Raw genomic sequence first — 12,772 nt, 5'->3', positions numbered from 1 at the left:
AAATAAAAGTAGGAGGAACTATGTTTAGTATAGGAGTAGATTCAGGGTCAGTGGCAACAAAAGGTGTATTATTCGATGGTGAAAAAATTATTAAGAAAATAATTATACCAACTGGATGGAGCCCTAAAAGTACATCTAAACAAGTTTATGAGTTATTAAGTAGCGAAATTGATAAGAAAGATATAAAAAAAGTGGTAGGTACAGGGTATGGAAGAGGCGTAATGGATTTTGTTGATAAGAAAGTAACAGAAATAACTTGTCATACTAGAGGTATTTACTTTTTAAATAATAACATAAGGACAATTTTAGATGTAGGTGGTCAAGATAGTAAAGTTATAAATTTAGATAGGGATGGAAATGTATTTAATTTTATAATGAATGATAAATGTGCTGCAGGAACTGGTCGATTTTTAGAGATTACTTCTAATCTTTTAGGAAGTGATATAGAAAGTATTGATACATTAGCTCAAGGCCATGAGCCAGTTAATATATCTAGTATGTGTACAGTTTTTGCTGAGTCTGAAATTGTAAGTCTTCTAGCTCAAAATATTTCTACTGGAGAGGTAGCAGCAGGAATACTAAAATCTATTGCAAATAAATCTACATCTATGCTGGCAAGAGGCGAGGTAATAGATGAAGTTGCATTTACTGGAGGGCTTGCAAAAAGTAAAGAACTAGTAAAAATGATAGAAGAAATACTGGGTAAAAAATTTTTTATTGCAGAAGATACTCAAATAATAGGAGCGTTAGGAGCTGCTGTAATAGGGTTCAGATAAAAATATATAAAAAATAAAATAAAAAACTGAATTTATCTTAAATAAGTTCAGTTTTTTATTTTATTTTGTTTATTTCTAAAGGAAAACTTTGGTATAATTGATTTAAATGATTGTATATTTGTAAATATTTGATATTTAGCCATATATAACATTAAAATTTTAAAAATTAGCTCGAAGCAAGGGGGAGAAAACGTGAAAAAATTTACTTCAAAAAAAGTGGCAAGGTTTGTTGCACTATTTTTAATATCTATTTTAGTAATATCAACAATTCCTGTATTAGCTGACAATAGCAATACATTGAATCAGGTAAAAAAAGCAGAATACAGTGAAAACTATAAACAATATCTAAATGATGCTAAAAATGGACGTACAGAAAAATATAATGGGATTATACCAAATCCATATCAATTGGAAGGTACTCAAATTCAAAGTAAAGGAAGAACAGCTCCAACATCTTATGACCCTAGAAAATTAGGTCTTATGACATCAGTAAAAAATCAAGAAAATTTAGGAATATGCTGGGATTTTGCTGCAATGGCAACTTTAGAAAGTTTCTTGAAATTAAATAATTATGGAGACTACGATTTATCAGAAGAACACTTAAGATGGTGGGCTTCAGATGGCGAATATGGATGGTCTGTAAATGACATGGATGGTGCTTTAAATTATGAAGCTATGGGATATTTAACATCTTGGTCAGGTCCTAAATTGGAAAAAGAGATTCCATACAATGGCAAAGTATCTAAAGCACAAGGAGCGACAAAACCAACTAATATGAATACAGCACCGACTGTTTTTAATGTGACAGATGCTGTGTGTGTAAGTAATGACATGAATTCTACAAAAAATGCTATATTACAATTTGGAGCAGTAACATCTGGTTATTATGAAGATATTAAATATCAAAGTGAGGACCAAAATTCATATTATTGCCCAACAAAAAGTTTTAATACCAACCATGCTATTTCAATTGTAGGCTGGGATGATAACTATTCTAAAGACAATTTTAATGCAAATATTAAACCATCAAAAAATGGTGCTTGGCTAATAAAAAATAGTTGGGGAGATTATAATTCTGAGGATGGATATTTCTGGATATCTTATGAAGATAAGACACTTATGTCTGATATAGATAATTTTTCAATCAAAGGAGGTCAAAAACCAAATAATGATGAGAAAATGTATCAACATGACTATGCAAGCATTGTTCCTTTAATCTCAAATAAAATAATAGCAGCAAATGTATTTGATTTCAATAGAGGTGATGAGACTCTAAAATCTGTAATGTTCTTAACTGAAAGTATAGGAGCTAAATATGAAGTGTATTATGCTCCAGTAATAAATAGTATACCTCAAGAAAATAATATGAAAAAATTAAAAGAAGGTACTGCCCAATATTCAGGATACATAACAGTTCCAATTGATTCTTTTGATATACCAAAAGGAAAAGGTGCAATTGTAGTAAGTATAGAAGCAAAAAATGGAGAGTCCACTATAGGCTCTGAGTCAAATGTACCAGGATATGATACATTTAAAGCAAAAGCTAACTTAGGTGAAAGTTATATTATAGATAGCACTGGAAAATTCTTTGATATAAATAGAGATAGTAGCTTTTATCCATGTAATTTTACTATAAAAGCTGTCACAGAAAAGTCTTCTAGTGAGAGTATTCCAAATGAATCTTTAATTGGAAGTGATAGATATGAAACTGCTATTAAAGTTAGTCAAAATGGTTTTAATTCTTCAGAAAATGTAGTTTTAGTAAATGGAGGTTCGATAGTAGATGCATTGGCAGCAACTCCTTTTACATCTGCTATAAATTCACCAATATTATTGACACAAAAAGAAGCTTTAAATTCAAAAACTAAATCTGAAATACAGAGATTAGATGCTAAGAAAGTATACTTAATAGGTGGAGAAAATTCTATAAGTAAAGAAACTGAACAACAATTAAAAAGCTTAAACATATCGACAGAGAGAATATCAGGAAGTGATAGATATAAGACAAGTTTATTACTAGCCAAAAAATTAAATAGCATAAAAAATATATCTCAAATAGCCGTTGTAAATGGGGTGAAAGGATTAGCCGATGCAATTAGTGTAGGTGCAGCAGCAGCAGAAAATAATATACCAATTATACTTGCAAATGAAAAAAGTGAATTGCAAGGAGCTGATGAATTTTTAAACTCATTAAACATAGAGAAATCTTATATCATTGGAGGAACAGCATCCCTATCAAATAATCTAGAAAGTAAGTTGAAAAATCCAACTAGATTATCTGGTAGTAGTAGAGATGAAACTAACTCAAAGATAATAGATAATTTTTATAAAAAAGATACTTTAAAAAATGCATTTGTAGTTAAAAATGGAATTAAAAGTCAAAATGATTTAATAGATGGATTGGCAGTTGGTCCTCTAGGAGCAAAAACTGGGTCACCAATAATTTTAGTTGGTGATAAATTAGCTGATAGCCAAAAAGAAGTTCTCAAAAATAAGACTTTAGAAAAAGTAACTCAAGTTGGTGGAGGAGCAAATCAAAAGGCGTTTAAAGAGTTAGTAAAATTAAAGAGTGCTAAATAAGATACTTAAGTATTAGTGTATATAAGTATGTATTAGTAACTTATCTTAAGAAAAGCTGAAAATAATTACTTTAGATTATTGATAAATAAGATAGTCAATGATTGTAAAGTTTTATTTTCAGCTTTAAATTTGTGTATTATAGGTTTAAAAACGTAAATAAAAAGGGTTATTTTATATAGAAAATCTTACATTTTATATATAAATAACCCATATTTAATTAACTTTTTATAGTGTTCTAATAGATATTATTGAGCTTAATGGTAAATATAATGTGTAAGTTTCATTTAAAGTTGGATTAGATTCGTCTATATATCTTGAGCAAAGTGTGATTGATAAGCTGTCTGCTTCTATAATTTCACCATATAGAGGACAACTGCTAAAGTAAGAATGCACTTCGACATATTTATTTAAGTTTTCTTGAACATAATCGTAAAAACGGTTCTTTGTAGTAGTAGTCATAAAATCAACTCCTTTATTTTTTATTAAAACTGAAACTTTTAAAAAGATGAACATGATTACTTCTATTAGAAACTAAGTTAAAAAATAAGCAAATAGATATGAAAATTAGAATAATATATTATTTATATTTTAATTATAACACTATATAGTAAAAAATGCTATATAAAATTCAGAATTTTCGAAAGCTTTTAAGCTTATTTTTGAACATATTAATAAAGCTATTGACATTAAATAAAAAAAGTTTTATTCTACCAATACTCAATATTCTTATTGAAACAAAATCACATATGGATTTATATCTTTTTAATTTATGTATTTCTCTTATTAATTGATTGATAAATTTTACTATGAATTAAATTTGGAACCATATTTATTGCTATTTGATTTACTTTTAGCCTTTATTACACCTTTTATGTTCTTTTTTGCTTCCACAATGGTGGTATTGGGAGAAATTGATGACAATATTTCAAGGTACTTGATAGTAACTCCACTTGGTAAAACTGGTTATCTCATTTCACGACTTGGAATACCAGCTATTCTAGCGTTTATTATCACAGTAATTTTACTACTAACTTTTTCTCTAACTAAGATTTCTTTATTGTCAAATTTATTAATCTCTTTAATAGCTTTGTTGCAAGGAATTATTATATCAACATTAGTGATTTCTTTATCATCAAATAAATTAGAGGGAATGGCTATTACTAAATTATCAGGTGTTTTTATAATGGGTATTTTAGCACCATTTTTTATTTTAAATAAAACACAGTATATTTTGTTTTTCTTACCAATATTTTGGTTGACAAAGACGTTTGAGGAAAATAATTATATGTATATGTTTATTTCATTTGTTATATCACTAGTGTGGATTTTACTACTACTTAAAAAATTTAATGAAAAAATAGTCAACTGAGATAATTTATTAAATAATTGTAAGGTTAACTTGACATTGAATTTTAAAAATGTTACATTTGTAATGTAAGGTTAACATTACATGAATGGAGTATATATGAAAAATAAAATAAAGATATTAAGAGAAAAATTAGGGCTGACACAAGAACAATTGGGAAGATTAGTTGGAACATCTAGACAGGCTATAAATGCCATAGAAACTGGTAAAAATGAACCTTCAATATGGTTGGCATACGATATTTCAAGAGTTTTTAATGAACCAATTGAAAGTGTCTTTTTATTTGAAGAAAGTGAAAGAAAATCAAGAGCACAGGTAAGTAGGAGGGAATATTATGGCTCTAAGAAAGATTAGAACATTTGATGATGAAATTTTAAGAAAAAAGAGTAAGTATGTAGAAAGTGTAGATAATAAGATAAGAGAGATATTAAATGACATGGCAGAAACTATGTATAATACACCAAACGGTGGAGGATTAGCTGCATGCCAAGTAGGAGTACTAAAACGACTAGTTGTTATAGATTTAGGAGAAGGTCTTATTAAGCTTGTTAATCCTGAAATTATTAAAGAAGAAGGAGAACAAATTGTTGTTGAAGGCTGTTTAAGTTTTCCTGAAACATGGGGAAAATTAAAAAGACCTAAAAAGGTTACAGTGCAAGCTTTAAATGAATATGGTGAGAAAATAGAAATTAAAGGTTCAGGTCTTATGGCAAAATGTCTTTGTCATGAGATAGACCATTTAGAGGGTATAGTTTTTACAGATAAGATTATTGAACATGTAAAATTATAAGATAAATTAGTAAGCACTAAATTTAGAAAATATTTTATAGTAAGGAGTTAAATTATGAGATTATGGCATAAGGATTTAATTGGTGTACTACCTAAAAATCAATTAGTAAGTCAATGGAGAGAGCTACTTGCTATAAAAGGTTCTATAGATAAAAAAGGTACTCCAAATCATCTATTAGTAAATAAAGTATTGAATTATAGTATAGATGAATTTAAATTTTATACAAAAGCTATACATAATGAAATGTTAAAAAGAAATTATAAGCCCAATAAATTTAAATATACGAGTATATTAAAATGGAAAAATAGCAATTTCTCAAATGATATATCTAATGGGCATAGTTTAAATTTAGAAAATTTATATACTGGTTGGCACAATAGAACATATTTAAAACAGTGTTTATATAATTTAGAAGAAAAAGCAATGTGTGGAGGAATACCTATGAATGAGTGGAATATATTACTTTGTAAATATGGTGAGGATTACGAATTATGGTCTGGAAACAGCCTGCTTTAATTACTATAAATTAACATTATGATATTATTGTATATAAAGAGGTGATTATTTGTATAATAAAGTGAAATATATTCCAATAAATTGTGAAGTGGCTTGTAATAAATTAAAAAGAAGGATGCCATATAAGTGGGATTTAAATATTTATCGTGGATGTGAGCATGGATGTAAATACTGCTATGCTATTTATTCTCATAAGTACATTAATTCCAGTAATTATTTTAAAGAGATTTATGTAAAAACAAATATAGTAGAAAAACTTGAGAAGCAACTTAAAAGTAATAAATGGAACAAAGAAGTAATCAATATAGGGGGAGTTACAGATAGCTATCAACCAATAGAAGCTGATTATAAAATTATGCCAGAAATATTAAATCTACTGATAAAGTATAAGACACCAGCTATTATTTCCACAAAATCGGATTTAATATTAAGAGATTATGATTTGATTGATAAGCTGTCTAGGATTACATATATCAATGTAGCATCTACAATTACAACAGTAAATGAAGATATACAAAAACTTATTGAGCCAAATGGTGTAGATTCAATGAAAAGATTTAAAATGTTAAAAGAATTTAGAAAAACTAACGCATCAGTTGGACTACATATTATGCCAATTATACCATATATTACAGATGGTTTTGATAATATAAATTCGTTATTTAGACATGCAAAAGAATGTAATGTACATTATGTTTTGCCTGGAACTCTATACTTAAGAGGTATGACTAGAGGTGTTTTTTTTGACTTTGTTAAAAAAGACTTTCCTGAATTATTTAATAAATTATCAACACTATATACTACAGGTTCAGCTAATAAAGAGTATAAAAATCAATTATATAAAATGGTTAATGAACTTAGGAATAAATATTCTCTATCAAGTAGTTACTCTAAAGTAATGAAGGAAAAGTTAAAAAACTCAGGAGATGTACAGATATCTTTTTTTGATTAATTTTAGATAAAAATTTTTTTTACTATAGTGATTAAAATTTATTGACAAATATAAAAATTAAATATATAATTAATTCATAAAATAAAAATATGAAAGGATGATGTTGTTCGGTGATATTTGATATCATAAAATCGTTGATATAAGTATTGCTGGAAAAGAGTAAATAAAATCAAATTTAATAAGCAAACAAAGTGAAGCTATAGTTTTATTGTTGTGCTTAAAAATATTTGGTTCTATTTTACTCTTATTTAAACTCATCTTTTTGAAGTTAAACCACAGAGTAAATTCTGTGGTTTTTTTATTTTAAAAATAAATTTTAAGGAGTGGTATGTTTTGTTAAACAAATTATGTATGTATTTAGAAAGACCAGAGCTTCACAAAAAAAGTGAAATTAATTTTTGGGATGATGAGTATATTTCAAAGCAATTATTAAAAGCACACTTAGATAGTGACTTTGAAGGAGCAAGTAGAAATTTTAACTTTATCAATGATTCTGTAAATTGGATAGTTACAGTTGCAAATCCAGACAAGTATCCTAAATTACTTGATTTAGGATGTGGTCCAGGGTTATATGCAGAGAAATTTGCACAAAAAGGTTATAAGGTAACTGGAATTGATTTCTCAAAACGTTCTATTAACTATGCACAAAATAGAAATAAAGAGACTAATTTAAACATAAGTTATTTAAACATAAGTTATTTAAGTATGAATTATAATGAGGAATTTGATTTAGCTACTTTAATTTATTGTGATTATGGAGCTTTATCAACTGAAAACAGAAGGTTGTTAATGGAGAAAATTTATGATAGTTTAAAACCTGGAGGAAAATTGATACTAGATGTATTTACAATAAATAAATACAATGATTTTGAAGAGATTAAATACTGGGAAATAAATGAAGATGGAGGCTTTTGGAATAATGAAAGATATATGTGTCTACAAGATAATTGTAAATACAGTGATTATAATACATTGGAGCAAACTCTTGTAATAACAGAAAAAGATGAAAATGTATTTTATATTTGGAATCACTATTTTTCAAAAGAAAGCTTCTTATTAGAAATTGAAGGTATTGGATTTAAATCTGTTGAGTTTTTTAATAATGTTAAAGGTGAAGTATATTCTGATGATAGTATGACTATGGGATTAGTTTTACAAAAATAATAAATTCTTTTAAATGAATAAATAAAAACTTGAAACCTATAATAATAAAATAACATAAGAAAAGCTTATATATTGAAAAATACAAACTTTTATGTTAGTTTTAATATATTACAAATTTGATTATATAAAAATCAATGTTTGAATAGTTATTTCTAGGTGAAATTTATCTAGAGTATATTTTTTTAAATAATCAATGTTATTAAAATTAATATGTAGTTAAAAATATATAGCTAAAAAGGATGTGATATTAATGTTAGAGGTTCAAGGAAAATGTAATAAAGCAAAGATATTTACAGATAATGTAGATAGCACAACCATAAGTCAGATAATAGAATTATGTAATCAAGAATTTACAACAAAGTCTAAGATAAGAATAATGCCAGATTGCCATGCAGGTGCTGGATGTGTAATAGGTACTGTCATTACAGTACAAGATAAAATTGTCCCAAATCTTGTTGGAGTTGATATAGGATGTGGTGTTTTATGTGTAAACTTAGGCAAAATTGATTTAGATTTAAAAAAAATAGATGGTTTTATAAGAGAAAAAATACCTCATGGATTTAATATAAATAAATACAGTAAGGCAAATTACAAAAAAGAAATAGAATCATTGTACTGCATAAAAGGTATAGGAAAAGCAACTGAAGAATATAATCGAGCAATTGGAAGTCTTGGAGGGGGAAATCATTTCATTGAATTAGATGAAGATGATGAAAAAAATAAGTATTTAATAATACACTCAGGTAGTAGAAATCTTGGAAATAGAGTGGCGAAATACTATCAAAAGAAAGCTTATGACTATTATATCAGAGCTAACAATGAATTTGAGGAAGATAGTAAAAAACTCATAGAAAAGTATAAAAAGGAAAATAGAGAAGATGAGATTCAAGAGGCATTGGTGAAGCTTAAAGAAGAACATAGTTTTACTCCTAAAGTACCAAAAAATTTGTGTTATTTAGAAGGGAAATTAATGGAAGACTATCTTCATGATATGGATATTATACAAAAATATGCTGAATTAAATAGAGGTACAATGGCTAAGAGAATAATTGAAGATTGTATAGGTCTTAAATTTAATGATTTAGACAATTTTCAAACTATACATAATTATATAGAAATTGAAAATCGGATATTAAGAAAAGGAGCTATAGCAGCATATGAAGGTAGAAAATTATTAATTCCTATAAATATGAGAGATGGTGTTATATTGGGAGTAGGTAAAGGCAATTTAGATTGGATTAACTCTGCACCTCATGGTGCTGGACGTATACTTTCAAGAGGAGAAGCTAAAAGAAGTATAAATATGAAAGATTATGAAGATTCTATGAAAAATATATTTACAACAAGTGTAAATATTAATACTATTGATGAAGCACCTCAAGCATACAAACCAATTGATGAGATTGTTGAAAATATAAGCGATACAGTTGACATAATTAAAATATTGAAACCCATTTATAATTTTAAATCAAATTAATAATAATTAAAATCAAAATAATATCAAAGTATCAATGCTATAGGGTAAAATATAAGGAGTACTATAAAAATAGTACTCCTTACTTATAGATATTAGGCAATCAAAAGTTTTTTATTATAGAGTTAAATTTTTAAATCTTTTTTAGGGAACTTGTCAATTGAGAAATAAGGGTATAAGATGTGATGAACTTACTAAATTTATAATCAGGTTATATGATGGAATTGCTATTAATAATTTTGTTTTAGAGAAAAAACATATGTTTAAGGAAATATAGATTACTAATATTATTATAATCTATTTTAAAATAGTAAAGAAAAGAATTAGATAATCGGCTAATAAATTGATTAGGTAAGTTGTTGAATTATATTTATATTATTTAAATAAATTACTTAATTTAGATAATAAAAAAGTCAAAATTTTAAGAATAGAGCTATATAATTTTAATTATTAGGAGAAATACTATGATAGGAATATATTTTAGTGGAACTGGAAATTCAAGATATTGTGTAGAAAAATTTTTACAAAAATGTGATATAATAGCAAACTCTTATTCTATTGAAAATAGTGAACTTTTACAAAACATCCACAATCATGAGGATATTATTTTCGGCTATCCTGTACAATATAGTAATGTACCTAAAATATTGAAAGATTTTATAATCAAGCATTCAACCTTATGGAATGGTAAACGTATTTTTATTATTGCAACTATGGCTCTGTTCAGTGGGGATGGTTCTGGTATGTTATCTAGAACGTTAAAAAAATATGGTGCTACAACTATTGGTGGATTACATGTAAGGATGCCAGATAGTATAGGAGATGAAAAGATACTAAAACATTCTTTGGAGTATAATAGAAAGCTGGTAATAAAAGCAGAAAAGAAAATAACTGAGGCCGCCAAAAAATTGAAATATGGGGTTCCACCAAAAGAAGGATTAGGTTTTTTGAGTCATATTGTAGGGTTGTTTGGACAAAGATTATACTTTATCAATAAAACAAATGTGTATACAGACAAACTAAAAATCAATGCTGAGGAGTGTGTTGTATGTGGTAAATGTATTGATTTATGTCCAATGAAGAATTTAGTAATTAAAAATGATATGATTGTTTCAAATGGTCAATGTACAATGTGTTATCGTTGTGTAAATAATTGTACGAAACAAGCAATTACATTATTAGGTAAAAAGGTTGTTGAACAGAGTAATATCGAGAAATACATGTAAGAAATTTTAAATTTTACTAAATGTATATGGTATATACTCTATATTAGAAAGAGCGGTAAAAGAATGGAATGCTACATAGTGATTCATTTGCAACTAAATTATTTGAAGGAAATCCTGCTGGAGTTTGTGTTCTTGAAAGAAGATTACCTTTGGAGTTAATGCAGAAAATAGCTGAAGAAAACAATTTACCAGAAACGGCATTTATAGTAAAAAATGAAGGAAATTATGAATTACGATGGTTCACACCTAAAGCAGAAATTGATTTATGTGGTCACGCAACTTTAGCAGCAGCTTATGTAATATCAAATTTTATTGATATTAATGTTCAAAAGATAGATTTTCTTACTCAAAATGGAAATCTTGAAGTTACACGAAATGGAAATCTATATGAAATGATATTTCCAGAAATAATGCCTACTGAAATAGAACTATCACCACAACAAACTAATTTGATAGGTTGTATACCAAGTGCCGTTTATTCTTTAAGAGATTTAGTCTTATTACTAAATAGTGAATAGGAAGTTATAAATTATAAACCTAATTATGCATAGTTGCGTAAATTGACAGATTGGTTAGGTATAATAATTACAGCAAAAGGAAGTAATACAGATTTTGTTTCAAGATATTTTTGTCCAGAATTGGATTCAGAAGACCCTGTTACTGGTTCATCACATTGTAATCTTATTCCATATTGGTCTGAAAAGTTGGGAAAATGTAAAATGATAGCAGCACAACTTTCTAATCGTGGTGGTATAATTCAGTGTGAATTATTGAAGGATAATACTGTAAAAATTTCTGGTGAAGCAGTTTTATTTATGCAGGGAACAATAAAGATTGACATTTAGAGAAATGTAATAACTAATTTACAATTTAATTTACTATGAAAATAATTAATTTATATTAGAGTTATTTATAATAAAGCAGAATGAAAGAATTTAAAGTAATATAATATAAGTTGATACTAATATTGACAAGTATCATTAAAAAATATAGTATTTAATTTATAAAGATAAAAACACAGTCTGGTTGGTAGTCCAGACGCAGTAATTGCTGTCAGTAACCTGCCTCCTTGGTTGTCCATTCTTTAGAAAGTAACTAAATAGGAGGAACTAGCAATGGACAAAATTAGTGGAAAATTGACAGTCTTATTTGAAGAACCATTTTGGATAGGAGTATTTGAAAGACAAGATGGCAAAAAATATGAAGCATGTAAAGTAGTCTTTGGAGCAGAGCCTAAAGAAGTAGAAGTATATGAATTTATACTTGAAAGATTTTTCTCATTAGATTTTGGTAGTATTAAGTTAGAAAAGAATGTAACCAAAGACAAGATTGGATACAAAAGAATGCAGAGAAAAATAAAAAAAGAACAAGAAACTGTAGGAACTAAAGCTCAAAATGCTATTAAGCTTCAATATGAAGAAAGAAAACAGGATAAAAAAAATCTAGCTAAAAATAGAAAAGAAGAAGAAAAAGAAAGACTTTTTAATTTGAAACAAGAAAAGAGAAAATCCAAGCATAAAGGTCATTAATTTAATTTAGTGTTTTTTATGAATTGCTAGAAAAAGGTGTATAAAATAAAATATTTTATACACCTTAATTTATTGAAAAAACAAAATTTTATATTTTAAATCAATTTAAAATATAAAGATACACTAGTAATAATTGTAGAAATATTATAAAAGGTATCCCAAATGTAAATTTAATATGTTTAGTTTTATGTCTAAAAGAATACATTCCAATTATAGAACCTATACTACCTCCAACTACTGCTATAGAAATAAGGGTAGCTTCCTTTATTCTCCTGTACTGCACCCCAATTGTTGGACCAAAAATCTAATGATTGGGGTGTTTTTATATGGCTAAATACGATTTTAATTTCAAATTAAAAGTAGTTAAATCCTATTTAAATAGAGAAGGAGGATATGTTT

The 12,772-nt window shown here is 26.9% G+C and carries 15 protein-coding genes; 13 read left to right on the top strand and 2 right to left on the bottom strand.

Going from position 1 to position 12,772, the window contains the following annotated elements; all coding sequences use genetic code 11:
- The first annotated feature begins 20 nt into the window (after positions 1-20).
- A complete protein-coding gene (locus KGF42_RS11670; protein WP_227826371.1) occupies positions 21-776 on the top strand; it encodes an acyl-CoA dehydratase activase in 756 nt (251 codons plus the stop codon).
- Positions 777-968: 192 nt separating this feature from the next.
- Entirely contained in the window at positions 969-3,356 is a 2,388-nt protein-coding gene (locus KGF42_RS11665) for a cell wall-binding cysteine protease Cwp13 (RefSeq protein ID WP_227826370.1), read from the top strand.
- 225 nt (positions 3,357-3,581) lie between these two features.
- Here KGF42_RS11665 and KGF42_RS11660 read toward each other — a convergent pair whose 3' ends face one another.
- The gene (locus tag KGF42_RS11660; RefSeq protein ID WP_003423684.1) at positions 3,582-3,815 is read right to left on the bottom strand and encodes a hypothetical protein; all 234 of its coding nucleotides are present in this window, start codon (positions 3,813-3,815) and stop codon (positions 3,582-3,584) included.
- Between the two features lie 358 nt (positions 3,816-4,173).
- On the opposite strand from KGF42_RS11660, the gene KGF42_RS11655 reads away from it, so the two are divergent.
- The 11 genes from KGF42_RS11655 (at position 4,174) to KGF42_RS11610 (ending at position 12,373) form a co-directional block, all read left to right on the top strand.
- Entirely contained in the window at positions 4,174-4,725 is a 552-nt protein-coding gene (locus KGF42_RS11655; RefSeq protein WP_227826369.1) for an ABC transporter permease, read from the top strand.
- Between the two features lie 96 nt (positions 4,726-4,821).
- The gene (locus KGF42_RS11650; protein WP_107594345.1) at positions 4,822-5,076 is read left to right on the top strand and encodes a helix-turn-helix transcriptional regulator; all 255 of its coding nucleotides are present in this window, start codon (positions 4,822-4,824) and stop codon (positions 5,074-5,076) included.
- A complete protein-coding gene (gene def / locus KGF42_RS11645; protein WP_227823460.1) occupies positions 5,057-5,512 on the top strand; it encodes a peptide deformylase in 456 nt (151 codons plus the stop codon). Before KGF42_RS11650 ends, def begins: the two co-directional genes overlap by 20 nt.
- Before the next feature lie 54 nt (positions 5,513-5,566).
- A complete protein-coding gene (locus KGF42_RS11640) occupies positions 5,567-6,028 on the top strand; it encodes a pyrimidine dimer DNA glycosylase/endonuclease V (RefSeq protein ID WP_227823459.1) in 462 nt (153 codons plus the stop codon).
- Positions 6,029-6,077: 49 nt separating this feature from the next.
- Complete coding sequence (locus KGF42_RS11635) at positions 6,078-6,980, top strand: radical SAM protein (RefSeq protein WP_227823458.1); 903 nt, start codon at positions 6,078-6,080, stop codon at positions 6,978-6,980.
- 333 nt (positions 6,981-7,313) lie between these two features.
- Positions 7,314-8,144, top strand: coding sequence for a class I SAM-dependent methyltransferase (locus KGF42_RS11630; RefSeq protein WP_227826368.1), 831 nt, complete (start codon positions 7,314-7,316; stop codon positions 8,142-8,144).
- A 250-nt stretch (positions 8,145-8,394) separates the two neighbouring features.
- Entirely contained in the window at positions 8,395-9,621 is a 1,227-nt protein-coding gene (locus tag KGF42_RS11625; protein WP_227823456.1) for an RtcB family protein, read from the top strand.
- A gap of 461 nt (positions 9,622-10,082) precedes the next feature.
- Positions 10,083-10,844, top strand: coding sequence for an EFR1 family ferrodoxin (locus KGF42_RS11620; RefSeq protein ID WP_227826367.1), 762 nt, complete (start codon positions 10,083-10,085; stop codon positions 10,842-10,844).
- 68 nt (positions 10,845-10,912) lie between these two features.
- Positions 10,913-11,362 carry a PhzF family phenazine biosynthesis protein gene (locus KGF42_RS20490; RefSeq protein ID WP_413927016.1) on the top strand — a complete coding sequence of 150 codons (450 nt, stop codon included), beginning with the start codon at positions 10,913-10,915 and terminating at the stop codon, positions 11,360-11,362.
- Between the two features lie 33 nt (positions 11,363-11,395).
- The gene (locus KGF42_RS20485; RefSeq protein WP_413927015.1) at positions 11,396-11,689 is read left to right on the top strand and encodes a PhzF family phenazine biosynthesis protein; all 294 of its coding nucleotides are present in this window, start codon (positions 11,396-11,398) and stop codon (positions 11,687-11,689) included.
- Between the two features lie 270 nt (positions 11,690-11,959).
- The gene (locus tag KGF42_RS11610) at positions 11,960-12,373 is read left to right on the top strand and encodes a YjdF family protein (protein WP_227826366.1); all 414 of its coding nucleotides are present in this window, start codon (positions 11,960-11,962) and stop codon (positions 12,371-12,373) included.
- A 100-nt stretch (positions 12,374-12,473) separates the two neighbouring features.
- Here the strand turns inward: KGF42_RS11610 and KGF42_RS11605 are convergent, their stop codons facing one another.
- Positions 12,474-12,656 carry a DUF1294 domain-containing protein gene (locus KGF42_RS11605; RefSeq protein WP_413927014.1) on the bottom strand — a complete coding sequence of 61 codons (183 nt, stop codon included), beginning with the start codon at positions 12,654-12,656 and terminating at the stop codon, positions 12,474-12,476.
- Between the last annotated feature and the right edge of the window lie 116 nt (positions 12,657-12,772).

It is taken from the genome of Clostridioides sp. ZZV15-6383 (assembly GCF_020657735.1).
GTDB lineage: Bacteria > Bacillota > Clostridia > Peptostreptococcales > Peptostreptococcaceae > Clostridioides > Clostridioides difficile_D.
Note: the sequence above shows the minus strand (reverse complement) of the source record. Positions and strands in the feature narration are given on the sequence as shown.

Excerpts from the sequence above, each read along its gene's own strand:
- KGF42_RS11670 (WP_227826371.1), top strand. The coding sequence starts at position 21 with ATGTTTAGTATAGGAGTAGATTCAGGGTCAGTGGCAACAAAAGGTGTA.
- KGF42_RS11660 (WP_003423684.1), bottom strand. The coding sequence starts at position 3,815 with ATGACTACTACTACAAAGAACCGTTTTTACGATTATGTTCAAGAAAAC.
- KGF42_RS11650 (WP_107594345.1), top strand. The coding sequence starts at position 4,822 with ATGAAAAATAAAATAAAGATATTAAGAGAAAAATTAGGGCTGACACAA.
- def (WP_227823460.1), top strand. The coding sequence starts at position 5,057 with ATGGCTCTAAGAAAGATTAGAACATTTGATGATGAAATTTTAAGAAAA.
- KGF42_RS11640 (WP_227823459.1), top strand. The coding sequence starts at position 5,567 with ATGAGATTATGGCATAAGGATTTAATTGGTGTACTACCTAAAAATCAA.
- KGF42_RS11625 (WP_227823456.1), top strand. The coding sequence starts at position 8,395 with ATGTTAGAGGTTCAAGGAAAATGTAATAAAGCAAAGATATTTACAGAT.
- KGF42_RS11620 (WP_227826367.1), top strand. The coding sequence starts at position 10,083 with ATGATAGGAATATATTTTAGTGGAACTGGAAATTCAAGATATTGTGTA.
- KGF42_RS20490 (WP_413927016.1), top strand. The coding sequence starts at position 10,913 with ATGCTACATAGTGATTCATTTGCAACTAAATTATTTGAAGGAAATCCT.
- KGF42_RS11610 (WP_227826366.1), top strand. The coding sequence starts at position 11,960 with ATGGACAAAATTAGTGGAAAATTGACAGTCTTATTTGAAGAACCATTT.